This window comes from Bradyrhizobium frederickii (genome assembly GCF_004570865.1).
GTDB lineage: Bacteria > Pseudomonadota > Alphaproteobacteria > Rhizobiales > Xanthobacteraceae > Bradyrhizobium > Bradyrhizobium frederickii.
This window is the reverse complement of sequence record NZ_SPQS01000022.1, coordinates 21276-36401: the sequence shown is the minus strand read 5'-3', so window position 1 is coordinate 36401 and position 15126 is coordinate 21276. Positions and strand designations below refer to the sequence as shown.

Below are 15126 nucleotides of genomic sequence, written 5' to 3'. Positions count from 1 at the left end.
GCCGCTGCGGGCGCAGTTGGGCCGACGAGCGGCTGCTCGTTCTCGCGCGACCCTTAAAATTATTAACGACATCAATAGAGCCCGAGGACCCATGAACATCATTGCTCAGCCCAGCGCAGTACCCATCCAGCTTGACAAGCAAACTGCCAACAAGCGGATGACCGCCGGCCTTGGAGGAGGGGTGGCGCTGGAGTGGTACGACTGGAATGTCTACGGCGTAATGGCAGCGTTTCTCTCGCCGCACTTCTTCCCTTCCGATGATCCCACCACCTCGCTGCTAGCGGGACTGGCCGTGTACGGGGCGGGTTTTTGCGCTCGGCCGCTGGGCGCGGCTTTGCTGGGGCCGGTCGCAGATCGCATCAGCCACAAGCGCGTGATGTTGATCTCGGTTACGGCCATGGCGGTTTGCTCGCTTTTGATATCCTTGCTGCCCACCTACAAGGATCTCGGCGTCACGGCGGCGATAGCGCTGCTGATCATGCGGCTCATTCAGGGGCTTGCTACTGGCGCTGAGGCTGGTGTCGCCAACGCCATTGCAATTGAATTGGCGCCACCTGGCAAAGAGGGGCACTACCTCGGTCTGATTGGTGGCACATTTATCCAGTTGGGAAACCTTGGATCGAGCCTGGTTGCCTTCCTGGTGAGCGCCTCGGTCGCACCTGAAGCCATGCGCGAGTGGGCCTGGCGCATACCCTTTGCGGTCGGTGGCCTGCTGGGCCTTTTGATCATCTATTTGCGCACCACGGTGCCGGAAACCTTGATCAATCGAGCCATGCATCGGCAAGACGAGTCTTCGCGTATTCAGGAAACGACTGGCGGTGTGTGGAAAACGCTATGGAGCGTCCGCCTTTCGCTGCTCGCCGTCATCCTGGTGATCGGCTCGGTGCAGATCGCCAACTATGCGTGGAACACCGGCCTGCCCAACATGGCCAACACGGTCTTCAAGGAGAACAGCACGTATGTGTACGGGATCATGACGCTGATGGTCCTGATCTGGATGTCAACGGCGCCCCTTATCGGCGCTTTCGCGGACAAGGTGCGACCCTCGCGCGCGTTCACGCTGCTGCGCCTGTTGCTCATTCCATGCTTCTTCCTGACACTGCTCTATTCGGAAAAAGGCATCGTCACGTTCTTCTTTGTCACGGTGTTCGGCGGCGCGATCGTGGGCTTCAACATGGCCCTCTATAATTTCATCGCCACCACGCTGATGCCGCGCGCCGTGCGGACCACCGGAGTGGCTCTCGGCTATGCGCTCGGCGTCTCTCTGTTTGGCGGGACGTCACCCTATCTGCTGGTCTGGTTGCAACGCGAGCACATCGCCTGGATGTTTCCCGTTTACGGATCGTTGATCGCGCTCCTAAGCGTGCTGGTCTACCACATCGCCAAGAAGCGGGGTCGCCTCTACATCGGTGAATGAACACTCTGCCCCTGCGCTTCGCCGCGACAGACGCAAAGTGTTCGCATCAAGTGCAAAACATAACGGTTCGCGCGTATCCCTTCATGCTGGGCATGGGCATAGGCATGGGATTGGCGCAAGCCTCCTTGCGCGAGCAGTCATTCACAAGACAAAGACTGCTTGCGCGGCACCAGAGTTGCTGAAACTGGAGTCCTCAGCATGAAAACACCTTCATCGCCACACTTCACGCCTGTCGACTTGACGCGATATTTCAACGCTAGGCGCGCAAATACCGGTGAGGGTTTCGCCAACCGCCCGGGTGACACCGGGTGGATCGATTCGCTTCGCGGGCTCCAGACTCATCGCGGCATGCCCTTTCTCTTCGGCAGCGAAACAGGGCCGGATGTGCTGGAGCTGCGCCCCGGGGCCCCTCCTGCCGTAATTGCGTTGCCGCGGGCAATGACGAGCTATGTGCTGTTCGTGCAAGTGGTCGCAGACCGCCCCAGTATAAGCCCCGATGGTTTCGGAGAGATCGGCCCGGCTACGCTACCTGTAGAAGGCAATCCACTCGGCGAGCGGGTGGCGACATACGGGCTCCGCTATGCCGACGGCAGCGAGACCGACGTGCCGGTGCTGCGCCGCTTCGCGATCCAGCAGAACCACATCTCCTGGAGTGCGAGTGCGTTCGCCGCCCTGCCGCTACGCGGCCCCATCGTGCATGCAAGCACGGGCGAGGACTTTATACTCGGCAGAGCGCCGGGGGCGAGCTTCTTCCAGGGCGAGGCCCGCACCCAATCGGGACGCATGGATCGACAAGGTGAGAACCTGTGGCTTTACGCGCTCCCGAACCCCTATCCGGACAAGGAGCTTTCGGCGCTAAGCTTGCGCGCGGAACAGGAAATCTCGCTTGTCTTTGCGGTGACGACGACAACGCTCACCCAGCACCCGCTGCGCCTCCAGGGCCGTCGCAAGCTGAAGGTGAGGCTGCCGCCCGGGGTTCATCTCAATAAGCTTGGCGAGCTCGATGTCGACGATCGAGGCGAGCAGATCGGCATGGACCTCGGAACGGTTATCTCGGCCCGCGCAGTGCTCGAGTACTCCAGAGCGGATTGGCTGGGCGCCAAAGTTGATGTGCAACCCGTGCGCTCCGCCAACGATGTCATCGTCGAGTACTCCGCGCATCCCGACGCAAGGCTCTATCTGTGCTCCGACGATGGCCGCTCGCACATATTCGATCTTCGATCGTTGGAAGGTTGCGCTAACGCAGGCGGCGCCTCGCTCACCGTGGCAAGAGTCGAACCGGCCACAAGACCGGTCAAGATCCGCATCGTTGAGAAGGGCAGCGGGGTGCGTGTTGCCGCGCGGCTGCATCTCCATGGTGAGCACGGGGAGTATCTGCCACCCAAGGGACATCACCGCAAGGTCAATACCGGCAGGTTCGAGGACTTCTCGGGCGAATTTGCCAATGGGCTGAACCAGTACGCCTACGTGGACGGCAGCTGCGAGGCGGACCTGCCGCTCGGGCCCGTGTTCGTTGAGATCTGCAGGGGTTTTGAGGTGCGTCCGTTGCGCGCCATCGTCGAAATCACTGCAACGACGGACAATCTCACCTTTGCGCTCGACCGTGTGCTGCGCTGGCGCGAACAGGGATGGGTCAGCTCTGATACGCACGTCCATTTCCTGAGCCCGCAGACAGCGCTGCTTGAGGGCAAGGCGGAGGGTGTCAACGTCGTCAACCTGCTCGCCGCACAGTGGGGCGAGCTATTCACCAACGTCGCCGATTTCGACGGACGCACGACGATCGGGGCAAAGGATTTCGGCGGGGACGGGGAATTCCTGGTTCGGGTCGGCACGGAGAACCGGATGCAGGTTCTGGGGCACATATCGCTACTCGGCTACGAAGGTGAGATGATCAATCCGCTCTCTTGCGGCGGGTCCAACGAAGCTGCGATCGGCCATGTTCTGGAAGCGACCATGGCCGACTGGGCGGAGCGCTGCCGTCAGCAAGGGGGCCTGGTCGTAATGCCGCATGCGCCGAACCCGCAGGCGGAACGTGCGGCCGACATCGTGCTCGGCCTTGTCGACGCCATCGAAATGATGTCGTTCAACCCGCGGACCGCGCAGATCAGCGCATTTGGTCTTGCCGACTGGTATCGCTACCTCAATATCGGGTACCATCTGCCGCTGGTAGCCGGCTCCGACAAGATGGACGCTGCCGCACTCCTCGGGGGCTCGCGGACCTATGTGCGGCTTGGCGAAAACGACTTCACGTATCGCAACTGGATGGATGCCGTACGTAGGGGGGACACGTTCATCACTGTCGGGCCTCTGGTTGAGATGATCGTTGAAGGACGGCGCCCTGGAGGAACGGTCGCGCTTCCCCATTCAGGCGGCACCCTCACGATCGACTGGCGGATCGAATCGGTCAGCGTTCCGTCAGCGCGGGTGGAGCTGATCCGCAACGGCCGCGTCGTCGAGGAGATTCGATGTGGGGGCTTGTCGTGCAAGGGACAGCTTTCGCTGCCGATCAGCGAGTCATGCTGGATCGCGCTGCGCGTTCGGGGCAGTGTCGCCGGACGCGAGGCCGACATTGCGGCGCACACCAGTGCGGTATATGTCAAAGTAGGCGAGATGCCCATCTTTGCCACCGCAGATGCAGTCTCGGTCCTTGCACAAATCGAGGGATCGATCGCCTATATGGACACGCTCGCTCCCAAGTCCGACGAAGCGCGACACTCGCGGCTGCGAGCTGCCCTGGAACTTGCGCATCATCGCCTGCATCATAGACTGCACGAATTGGGCGCCAGCCACCACCATGCGCCCGTTCACTCCGTTCACGTTGAACGCGAGCATTGAGAAGATCTTGTGCCATTGACGATCGCGCAGGCGGCGCATCGCATCTCAGCCGCCTCTACTTACGGCCGAATAATGTTATGGGGCGAGCAGCTTCCGTCACCGGGTCTTGGGACGCGAAGGCCAGGCTACGGTTCTGAATAGTTTTCAGGAACCGTGGCCCGATCAATGATCTCGATTGCGCCCGCGACGGGCGGGACGGGCGCTGGAGCGCGGCGGCGCGCTCGATGAGCGCATGACCAGCCGATAAGGCAACACGACACTTCTCGGGACAGGACTTCCAGCAATGGCATTGATGAGATAATCGGCGGCTCCCCGGCCGATTTCTGCTGCCGGAACACTGACCGTTGTGAGCGGCGGGTCCATTTGCGCCGCCAGCTCCACATCGTCAAATCCTGTGATGGAAAGCGTGGCCGGTACGGCCAGACCCATCTTGCGAGCCTCTGCCATTGCACCGATGGCAAGCGTGTCGGTGGTGCAGATGACTGCTGTCGTGTCCGGGTGATCGGTGAGGAGTTGACGAAGGGCACTACGGCCTTGGGCAAGTGAATAATCGGCCTTGACGATCTGGGTTGGCTTGAGCGGGAGGCCGGCGTCCGAGAGCGCGCGCTGAATTCCCTCAAGCCTGGCACGGGATCTGTCGTTTGACGCAGCAACAACGTTGGCAATTGCGCCGAAACGGACGTGTCCAAGCCTTAGCAGATACTCCGTCATCTCGCGGGTGGCGCTTTCGTTGTCGATTCCGATCGCGGGGATGCCGCCGCCGGCCTTGGCAACATAGGTGGTGATGACGGGTACGCTTGCCTGTTCGATCAGACTCCTCAGCTCCCGTCCGTGGGAAGCTCCGACCAGCACAATTCCATCGATGCCACGTTCAATGAGACTTTGCAGTTCCTGAAGTTCACGCCGCTGGTCATATTGCGAATTCGCAATGAACAGCGTGTAGCCGCTTTCGCTGAGGCGGTTCTGGAGCGCTTCGACCCCTTCTGCAAAGATACCGAGCGCCAGCGTCGGAACGATGACGCCGACGGTCCGCATGCGTCCCGATTTTAATGCTCTGGCTGCGCTATCGCGTGTGTAGGCGAGGTCATTGATATGCCGCATGACCCTGTCGCGAAGCTCCGGCCGTACGATATCGGGGTGATTGAGCACTCGCGATACCGTCGCCGGCGACACATTCGCCTTCCGGGCAACGTCCTCGATCTTCACGCGCGGCTGCAGGCGGCCTTTTGGCGCGATTACAGGTTTCTTGTCCATTTGCGTTGGTCAACCAGAAGAAGGAGAGGGGCACCCTCTCAAAAGGGTTAAACCATCATGAGCGCCACCTTCTCAAGCCCTGTATACGGGCTGTCGGCGCTATTTCTGGCCCTCTCATGCGCACATCGAGCGGGGGAAGCGAATCTCATTCGAAAGTTGGTTGATTTGCTTGACTCCGGTTCTTGCGCGGCCTAAGTCTGAAATCGATTTCAGAAATCGAGAGCCAAGCAGCTCGATTTCAGGCAAAACCGAAAGCAAGGACGTATGGTCGATCTCTTGAAGGGCATTCGTGTCCTCAGCCTCAATCACTTTCTGATGGGTCCGGTCGGCGTGCAGTTTCTCGCCGACCTCGGTGCGGACGTGATCGCCGTGGAACCGCCCGGAGGGGCCTTTCAGAGGAAATGGGGCGGGGCGGACAAGCGGGTTGATGGCCAGTCAATGTTGCTTCTCACGGGCAACCGCAACAAGCGCAGCCTCACGCTCGATCTGAAAAAACCCGAAGCCGTCGTCATCGCCAGGCAACTGATCGCGAAATCGGATGTAATCGCAGAGAACTTCCGTCCGGGTGTGCTCGACAAGCTTGGTCTCGGCTACGAGGATGCAAAGAAGATCAATCCGCAGATCATCTATGCGGCTGCCTCCGGCTACGGTCCTGACGGGCCCTACGTCAACCGCCCCGGCCAGGATCTCTTGATCCAGGCCCTATCAGGACTTGCGATGATCACCGGAAGTCGCGAGCAGGGGCCGCGGGCTGTGGGCGTTTCCGCCATCGATCATCACGGCGCCGCCTTGTTTGCCGCGGGCATTCTAGCTGCCCTGGTGAGGAAAGCGCGCACGGGGCAGGGCTGCCGCGTCGATGTTAGCCTACTGTCGGCTGCGCTCGACCTGCAGATGGAATCCTTTACCTGCTACCTGAACGGCCAAAGGCCTGACGACGTCCGTCAGCCGGGTCCGGTGGCGGGCTGGTACTACGGCGCGCCCTACGGCATCTATGCGACACGCGATGGACACATTGCGATCTCTTTGGGATCGCTGGAGGCGCTCTCAGACGCGCTTGGCCTTCCGCTCGACCAGCGAATTCCTGACGGGGAGGCGTATCGCCGGCGGGACGAAGCCTCAGCCATGATTGCGCCCAGTGTCGCCAAACGCACAACCACCGAATGCATCGCCTTGTTCGAGGCGCGTGGAATTTGGCACGCTGCGGTGAACGATTATGCTGACGTCGTTGAGGATCCGCAGATTGTGCACAACAGAAATTTTCAGGTCGTGACCGGCGCGACCGGAACTCCCATCACCCTCGTCAGCCATCCCGTGCGCTACGACGGCGAGCAGCCGGACGTGCGTTTGCCCCCGCAAAAGCTCGGTGCGCAAACGGAAGAGATTCTGAAAGAGCTGGGCTATGACGCCAGGACATTGAAGCATCTTTACGATACGGGCGCCATCGGCGCTGCGGACTCGCATCACTAAACGACCAAAGTGACTTCTCGAAAGTAGCGCGCTTACGTCAGGAGGGCATGGTGATCGGCATAAACTTGCGCGCGGCTTTCCCTGCGGTGTTGCTGACGAGGCGTGCTCCTCGGCAGCGATGCAACCAAGCGCACGCTTGGAAGTCTGGTGAACATTAACCGTTCACCCCAGTCCAGGACCTGTTGGTAAAGAGCTTTAAGTTGCCGCCAGGCCAAAGCCGCGCGGCAAGTTTTATGTTGGATCAGAGCCATGTCGGAAAGCCAATATCTGCCCGCGCGCGAGCGTATGTTGAAGCGCATTGCCGAGACCAGGGACACTGCACGCACGGGCTTGCCACACTGGGCGAGTGCCGCCGACGGAACATGGACGTTTACGCCCGATGGTGATTGGACCGGCGGGGCCTTTGTCGGCGAGCTTTGGCTCGCGCATCTCGCTAATCCCAGGCAGTTCCCAATCGAAGACGCGCGTGCTGCGCTAAGCCGAATGTTGCCGCGTGCCGAGCGGCTTACGGCCTTCAAGGGTTTCGGCTTCTATCATGCTGGCGCCCTCGGCAGCATCCTGTTCGAGGACGAAAACGCGCGCGAGGTGGCTCTGACAGCTGCAAGGTCGCTTCGTGATATGTTCGATCCACACCTCGGACTGATACCGTTGGGCAGGGATGCCGAGGAGGCGAGCGCAGTCGGAGCCTCCGAGAGCAGCATCGACTCGCTCCAGGCGACAGGCCTGCTCTTTTGGGCCGCGGACGAGCTTTCCGATGCCCGGATGGAGGAGGTCGCCAATGCACATATGCGGCGTGTCCTCGAGATCCACGTACGGCAGGACAATTCAGTTATCCAGTCTTCCACCCTTGATCCACAGACCGGCGAGGTGCTCAGAACGCACACGCACAAGGGCTATAGCGATATCAGCACTTGGGGCCGGGCGCAGGGATGGGCGATGCTCTACACCGCTCACGCCGCCATGGTCCGCCCGGACGAACCACTATGGCGCGACTACGCCGTGCGCCTTCTTGACTGGTGGATCGACCATGTCCCTGCGGATCTCATTGCCTTCTGGGATTTCGACGATCCGGCGATCCCCAATACCAGCAGGGATACTGCGGCCACTGCTATCGCTGCTGCCGCGGCGCTGCGCCTCGCATCCGCACTTGGTCCTGAGCGGGGCGCCAGATATCGATCATTTGCGGAGCGCACAGTTACTCAGCTGAGCTCGAAATACCTGACGCCGACTGCTCCCGATGACCCGCGCCCGCCTGGAATGCTCACCGGCGGCTGCTTCACCCGAAAGGCGATTGTGCGCGATATCGATGCGGCTCAGAACGTCGAGCTGATCTTCGGAAGCTACTTCCTGTTTGAATGTCTTGCCGTCCTCACGGACCTGGTGCCGCCTGGCTGGATTTAATGGGGAGGCACGAAAGGCGTCCAACGCGAGCAAAGCCTCAAACCAATCTCGTTTGTGACGCCATGCTAGTCAATCTGTCAAAAAAGTGCGCCGGTATCGGCGCCATTCCTTAGATGTTTGCGATGGCTGACCCCGTTCGACAGCAACTGACCGCCTCCTGTCTGGAATCCTCTACATGAGAAGTGCGAAGACTCCCATCTATCGCGGCTTGTTCCCGGTGGCTCCGACGCCGTTCACGGAGGCTGGAGATCTCGATCTTGAAGGGCAGCGGCGCGTTATCGATTGCATGATTGATCAAGGCGTGGACGGGATCTGCATTCTGGCCAACTATTCCGAGCAGTTCCTGCTGTCTGATCAAGAACGCGACATTCTGGTCGAGCTCTGTCTTTCGCATGTCGCGGGCCGCAAGCCAGTCATGGTGACCTGCAGCCATTTCAGCACCCAGATTGCGGTGCAACGCGCCCGCTATGCGGCCGAACGTGGCGCAAGCCTCCTCATGCTGATGCCGCCTTATCATGGTGCAAGCCTCAAGGCGGATGACGGGGCCATGATTGGCCATTTCGGCCGGGTCGCAGACGCGGCAGGGATCCCAATCATGGTCCAGGACGCGCCGCTCTCCGGCGTTACATTGACGGTCCCGTTTCTCGTCCGCCTCGCTTGCGAGGTGCCGCTCGCCAGATATTTCAAGATCGAGGTCCCGTTTGCTGCTGCCAAGTTGCGCAGTCTGATCGAGCTCGGCGGTGAGGCCATCATTGGTCCTTTTGACGGGGAGGAGGCCATCACCATGATGGCAGACCTCGACGCCGGTGCGACCGGAACGATGTCGAGTGCGCTGCTGCCCGATCTGCTTCGCCCGGTGCTCGATCACCACAAAGCGGGACGCAGGCAAGAAGCCGCTCTTGCCTATGCAAAGGTGCTGCCGCTCATCAATTTCGAGAACCGCCAGTGCGGCCTGCGCGCTGCCAAGAGCGTGATGGCTGAAGGTGGTGTGATCAAATACGAAGCGGTGCGGCATCCGCTCGATGGGCTCCATCCGGCGACGAGAGCTGGATTGATCGAGCTTGCGCACGAGCTCAACCCGCTGGCTCTTCGCTGGGGACATTGAGGCATGAACAATCCGGAACAAGCGGTGCAGGCACAACCTGTGTACCCCCAGATCAAGATGTTCATTGCCGGGGAATGGACGGAAGGGGAGGCAGAGCGCTCGGAAGAGATCCTCAACCCCGCGACCGGACAGCCCATTGGCGAAACGCCTTACGCATCCCGCGGTGATCTTGATCGTGCCCTCGCGGCGGCGGCGGACGGCTTCGAGATCTGGCGAAAGGTTTCTGCCTTCGACCGGTACAGGACCATGCGCAAGGCCGCCGAGCTCATGCGCTCGCGCGCAGCCGACATCGCTGCAATCATGACCCTCGAACAGGGTAAGCCGCTGAGCGAGTCGAGTGCTGAAACGCTCCTCGCTGCCGATATCATCGACTGGCTCGCCGAAGAAGGGCGGCGCGCTTATGGGCGGATCGTGCCGGCGCGCTTTGGCAATATTGCCCAGCTCGTGACCAAGGAGCCTGTCGGGCCGGTTGCGGCATTTACGCCCTGGAATTTTCCGATCAACCAGGCCGTGCGGAAGATCTCGGCGAGCCTTGCAGCCGGCTGCTCCATCATCGTCAAGGGACCTGAAGAGACGCCAGCGAGCTGCATGGAGCTGGTGCGTAGTTTCGCGGATGCGGGCTCGCCGGCGGGCGTGATCAATCTCGTCTTCGGCGTGCCATCCGAAGTTTCAGACCATCTCATACGCCATCCTATCGTCCGTAAAGTCTCCTTCACCGGTTCGACCGTAGTCGGAAAGCATCTCGCAGCCCTTGCCGGCGCCCACATGAAGCGCACCACCATGGAACTCGGCGGGCACGCGCCTGCCATCGTTTTCCCAGATGCCGACGTCGAGAAAGCCGCAAGAATTTTGTCGGCGAACAAGTTCCGCAATGCCGGCCAAGTCTGCGTCTCGCCGACGCGGTTTCTGGTGCATGAGAGTGTCTATGAAGATTTCGTCAAGAGGTTTGTTGCCGAGGCCAGCGCGATCAAGGTTGGCAATGGCCTTGAGAGAGACAGCCGCATGGGACCGCTCGCCAATTCGCGGCGGATCGACGCAATGGAGAGCTTTGTCGCGGACGCTCTCGATTGCGGCGCCCAGTTGCGCACCGGCGGCAAGCGTATCGGCAATGCGGGGTACTTCTTCGAGCCGACGGTCCTGACCGATCTTCCACCTCAAGCGCGCATCATGAATGAAGAGCCGTTCGGCCCTGTCGCCCCGATTGCGCGGTTTAAGACCTATGACGACGTTGTCACGGAGGCCAATCGACTGCCTTACGGGCTCGCCGCCTATGCCTACACGCGATCCGCCGCAACCATGGCCGCGATCGGGGCCGATCTCCAATGCGGGATGGTATCGATCAATCATCATGGGCTTGGGCTTCCCGAAGTGCCCTTCGGAGGAACGAAGGAGTCCGGCTTCGGCTCGGAAGGTGGCCTCGAGGCAATCGAGGGCTATCTCGACACCAAATTTGTGAGCCAGGCGAGCTAGAACCGGAATCCCAGGTGCCAAACCGGAGCAGAACGATTGTTCGACGGTGCCGCCGGATAGCTTCAAGCGCTCTCCCCTTCTCCGCTGGCAGACCGGTACGTCTGCCTTCTCCCCGGACTTGAGCCGCTGTCGGAGAAATCCGGCAGCGGTTCTTTTTCCTTGCGGGACTGACACCTTATTGTTCATTCAGGCGGAAGCAGAAGTAAGATACTTTGTCCGGCAAATCGGCGCGGACGGATAACAGCTGCGTGTGCCAAAGCCCCCAAACTTCCGCGCCAATGATAGCCCGCGAGCACCACGAATATTGGCGCGGCCCAGCATGACCATCGCCTGGAATTTCTCGGCGATGACCATCTCACGCGCATAAGCGCGCAGATGCGGAGCAGGAAGATCGTGGAGAACCGACAAGTCCATTTCCAGTAGACCCGGTTCGACCGCATCATCAACGGCCATATCGATAACGATACGGGCCTTGGCGGAACAATGCGTCGGCGGTGATGCGCAGTCCGCCATACTCGGTTTCCTCGCGAATGCGATTGACCTTGAGGCTGTTTGGATCGAACTCCGCCCATCGTTGTATGAAACGCCGCTGACTTCTTTGAAGATGCGGACCGTCTCGTCCTAATCATCGTTCTCGATGACGAGGGAGTCGAGGGGCGCCACGGACTCGTGGAAAAATGGCCCGCTTGGAGCCATACCAAGCATTTACGATAGGGCCAAATGTGGTAGGGTCAGTTCACCTTTGCCTGCGACAACTGAGAGGTTGAGTTCCTGCGCGGCAGCATCCAGGACCGGCACGGAAACGGCACTCTCGCGCGCTAGGCGCACAGCACACTCGATGTCCTTTGCAGCATTTGCAATCGAGATTGCCAGTGCATCCGGTTTCTCTCCCAACAAAAAGGCGGCGAAGGCTTGGAATATTCCACTGTTCGTAGAGCCCCGACTGACCAAAGACCGTAGTGTTACAAGATCTATCTGAAGACTATCCGCGAATTGGCAGACCTCAGCGGCGACCGCAGCTATGCCCATAGTCATGCTGTTGTAAACAAGCTTGAGCTTGTGGCCGTGTCCGACATCTCCAACATGCATCACGGTCTCGCAAAACGCAGCAAGAATGCGTTCAGCGACGGGAAAGAGTGTTGTATCCGACCCAACCATCGCATTGAGGAGGCCGAGCTCTGCTTGCTCGGGGCTTCGTGTTACTGGAGCATCAATAAAGCTTAGACCTCGTCCTTGCGCCGTTTTCGCCAATGCAATAGTCGAGGCAGGATACGAGGTTGTGCAATCAATTATCAAGCCTCCTCGGCACATGTGGACAAATAGTCCATCGTCATCAAGGCACACCATCTCAACTTCGCGGCTGGACGGTAAGGACAACACCACCACACTTACATGCTGCGCCAACTCAGCGATCGACGTATGTTCGCGGGCCCCTGCACTTATCAGGCGATCGGCACCGAACCGCTCCTTGTTGACTTTGATGTGGAGTTCGCGTTGCTGACGCAGCAGGCTGATGCCTATACCTGTTCCCATGCGCCCCGCTCCGATAAGCCCTACGCTCTGCTTGATCAGTCTGGGAGCCGCGCTCGCTGATGATCCCTTACTCATGGCTTAGCATTCCGAAAAGTAGCCACGGCTTTGCAGGATGGGCAGCAGCTCGTGATGGTTGTTGATCGTGTAATCTGGACGCGCGGCTTGCAGGCGCGAGGTCGAAACAAATCCTCCGGTAATGGATATGCTCGTCAGACCGAGATTACGTGCAATATCAGTCTCCACGGGCATATCGCCGATGATGAAGGTTGATGCGGGCTTCAGGTCGTACCTTTGCATGTAAAGCCGAAGCCGCTCTCCTTTGCTCATTGATTTGTATTGCGTGGCGCGGCTTTCAAAAGCGAGCACATCGGTAATGTAGTGATCTACTCCAAGCCTCCTCAGCTGGGACTGTAGAGGCGCCACTATGTGGTTGCTGAGGATGATGAGTAGAGCGGATTGTCGTCGCGCTATCTCGAGCACTCTGCGCGCGCCCTCACGTAGATCGGCCTTGGCCGCAAGAGGCTCGTATAAGTCGTGAAATAGTGCGCCATCATCACGCTCCATTGCCTCAATCTCTTCGCGCGACATTCCAAGGCTAAGGTAGAGAAGAGAGAGGGGAACATCACAACGATCCCGAAAGGTCTTTATATCGATGCTCGGACGACCAAAGCGGTCCAAAATGACATTGGTCGTTTCGAGCAGCGCATAGGTGTCATCGAGCAGTGTTCCGTTCCAGTCAAATACGAGAGCGGGTTTCATGATTCTGACCTCAGAGGGGTATTGACAGGAAAAGCGGCCAGCAACGCTTCCAAGTGTCTACGCGCGCGCTGCCGTCCAGCGGGGGTCGGCATGTCGAACGTGAACGGTGATAGATCGATGCCCTCTAGCCTGTCGGCCAAAACGGATACAAGGGCGCGGAAAGGCAGATAAGTTATCGATGCTGCTTGGATCGCCGTCGCAATGTTGCTCTCAACGATTCTGAGTGCTGGCGGCTCCATCCTATGGAAGCGAAGGCATTGGGCGCGCAGCTCGGACGGCAGCCGCTTCAATGCCTGCCAGAATGCGAGCTCATCTAGCGTATCAATACCCATGCCGTAGTAGTTTGGCGCAACTATAGGGGGAGAACCTATCGCCCAATGTACGTCTTTGGCTCCAGCGGCAAGGAGCATCATTGTGACGGCTTGGCTGGTATCGCCTCGAATGAGGGCTTCGTCGACAACTATTAAGGTCCGTTCGGCTATGGCCGGTTCCGAAACTCGATACTTCTGGGCAATGCGAGATTGCCGGGCGCTGGTTCTGCCGAGGAGCGTTCGCTCTTGAAATTGCGTTGCAACTACGTCACTACGCTCGGCAAGCACGCCCTGTTCGGCGAAAGAGTCAAATAGACCATCGGCGTACGGGCCCCCAGTATTTGGCATTGAGGACACGATTGGCGGCATCAAGAGTGGCTCTGCTTGAAGTCGCTCCGCAACAATTCTTCCCAAAGAGAGCCCGATGTTGTAACGGGTTTGGCGATGTGAATGGCCCTCGACCGACGTGTTTGGACTTCCCAAATAGAGGGCTTCGTACGCGCAGAGCTTGGCCTTATGTCCTCGGCAGTTCAGGGCATGGTCAACGCTGGCGCCGGTCTTGGCGTCCACGCGCTGTATGCTCCCAGGCAAGAGCTGGCTGATCTCACCTTCCAAGCCTGCGAAGGCACAATTTTCAGAAGCAAAGAGCAACAAGCCATTACTTGCTCGCATAGTCTCCAATGGTCGCAAACCGCTTCGACTGCGGTATGCAACAAGATCTCCGTCCTTATCTAGCAAAAGCGCACTTAGGGCACCATCGATACGATCATCAAGCTCGCGAAAGATAGCTTCGTAGTTTACGGGCCGGCCGTGACGCCAATATTCTCGTTCGCAAGAGTGTTCAATCCACCTCAGCAGGAGCTTGGCGTCTGTGTTCGTATCTATCAGTTGGCCTCGAGCGAGTAATTCGCTCTTGAGTTCATGAGCGTTCACCAAGGCGCCGTCCAGAGCAATGGCAAAATGGCGGTTAGGCATTGACTGCACGTCGTCGCCATCTCCAGTTCCACAGGATCCGCCACGGATCTGCGCGATTGCAACATGAGGCCGAAAGCACGGGTCCCGTTCGATGCAGTCAATGAGCACAGAGCTATCGTTCGATCGAAAGGTTCCATGTCGGAGTCCACGCTCTTGCATAAAAGCAGAGACGACGACACCCGCTTGCCCACGGAGTGCAAGTGTCGGAATCATTTTGTTTAGCTGATCAAGGACACGCGGCGATGGTTCGCTTGAAGCGCAGAAAAATGCACCGGCGACACCGGACATATAGTCACCCACTTGTTAAGGAGTCGCTCTGGCGGGGCGCCTCGATGGCACTTCGATTCATCCTTAAGCAAGCGTCGTACCAGCCCTTTGCATGTGCTGGCTGGCATTTCCGGAGCGAGTAGGGTTGGAAGACAGGCCATTCTAGCCATCGAGTGGGTATTGTGCGTCGTTTCAGCACCCACGCGATGTTCAGGATGCTACGACCATGTGCGAAACGCTCCACACCGGAGCGAGCAGGAAGTGGGGGCTTAAGGTCGACGAAAGCCTTCTGCACTTTCACTCATGTCTTTCATTTTTGCGTCCAGCCACCA

Annotated in this window: 11 protein-coding genes; 6 read left to right on the top strand and 5 right to left on the bottom strand. The window is 59.2% G+C overall.

Annotated features, from left to right (window positions below; genetic code table 11):
• Window positions 1–91 precede the first annotated feature (91 nt).
• Window positions 92–1417: an MFS transporter gene (locus tag E4K64_RS30505; RefSeq protein WP_126261773.1), complete on the top strand. Its 1326-nt coding sequence runs from the start codon at window positions 92–94 to the stop codon at window positions 1415–1417.
• A 198-nt stretch (window positions 1418–1615) separates the two neighbouring features.
• Window positions 1616–4252 carry a CehA/McbA family metallohydrolase gene (locus tag E4K64_RS30500; protein ID WP_126261772.1) on the top strand — a complete coding sequence of 879 codons (2637 nt, stop codon included), beginning with the start codon at window positions 1616–1618 and terminating at the stop codon, window positions 4250–4252.
• 162 nt (window positions 4253–4414) lie between these two features.
• On the opposite strand, the gene E4K64_RS30495 is transcribed toward E4K64_RS30500, so the two are convergent.
• On the bottom strand, window positions 4415–5506 hold the full coding sequence (locus E4K64_RS30495; protein ID WP_126261771.1) for a LacI family DNA-binding transcriptional regulator: 1092 nt from the start codon (window positions 5504–5506) through the stop codon (window positions 4415–4417).
• A 264-nt stretch (window positions 5507–5770) separates the two neighbouring features.
• Here E4K64_RS30495 and E4K64_RS30490 point away from each other — a divergent pair, with 264 nt between their 5' ends.
• From E4K64_RS30490 to E4K64_RS30475, 4 genes are all read left to right on the top strand, one after another.
• Window positions 5771–6973 (top strand): CaiB/BaiF CoA transferase family protein, encoded by a 1203-nt coding sequence (locus E4K64_RS30490; protein ID WP_126261770.1) that lies wholly within the window; start codon window positions 5771–5773, stop codon window positions 6971–6973.
• A 249-nt stretch (window positions 6974–7222) separates the two neighbouring features.
• Complete coding sequence (locus E4K64_RS30485; protein WP_126261769.1) at window positions 7223–8374, top strand: glycoside hydrolase family 88 protein; 1152 nt, start codon at window positions 7223–7225, stop codon at window positions 8372–8374.
• 175 nt (window positions 8375–8549) lie between these two features.
• Window positions 8550–9479 carry a dihydrodipicolinate synthase family protein gene (locus tag E4K64_RS30480; protein WP_126261768.1) on the top strand — a complete coding sequence of 310 codons (930 nt, stop codon included), beginning with the start codon at window positions 8550–8552 and terminating at the stop codon, window positions 9477–9479.
• Window positions 9480–9482: 3 nt separating this feature from the next.
• On the top strand, window positions 9483–10949 hold the full coding sequence (locus E4K64_RS30475) for an NAD-dependent succinate-semialdehyde dehydrogenase (protein WP_126261767.1): 1467 nt from the start codon (window positions 9483–9485) through the stop codon (window positions 10947–10949).
• Between the two features lie 186 nt (window positions 10950–11135).
• Here the strand turns inward: E4K64_RS30475 and E4K64_RS30470 are convergent, their stop codons facing one another.
• From E4K64_RS30470 to E4K64_RS30455, 4 genes are all read right to left on the bottom strand, one after another.
• On the bottom strand, window positions 11136–11462 hold the full coding sequence (locus tag E4K64_RS30470; protein WP_126261766.1) for a nucleotidyl transferase AbiEii/AbiGii toxin family protein: 327 nt from the start codon (window positions 11460–11462) through the stop codon (window positions 11136–11138).
• A gap of 192 nt (window positions 11463–11654) precedes the next feature.
• On the bottom strand, window positions 11655–12557 hold the full coding sequence (locus tag E4K64_RS30465) for an NAD(P)-dependent oxidoreductase (protein ID WP_126261765.1): 903 nt from the start codon (window positions 12555–12557) through the stop codon (window positions 11655–11657).
• A gap of 3 nt (window positions 12558–12560) precedes the next feature.
• Entirely contained in the window at window positions 12561–13241 is a 681-nt protein-coding gene (locus E4K64_RS30460; protein ID WP_126261764.1) for an HAD family hydrolase, read from the bottom strand.
• On the bottom strand, window positions 13238–14815 hold the full coding sequence (locus E4K64_RS30455) for an amidophosphoribosyltransferase (protein ID WP_235884827.1): 1578 nt from the start codon (window positions 14813–14815) through the stop codon (window positions 13238–13240). The genes E4K64_RS30460 and E4K64_RS30455 overlap by 4 nt, the downstream gene beginning before the upstream one ends.
• Between the last annotated feature and the right edge of the window lie 311 nt (window positions 14816–15126).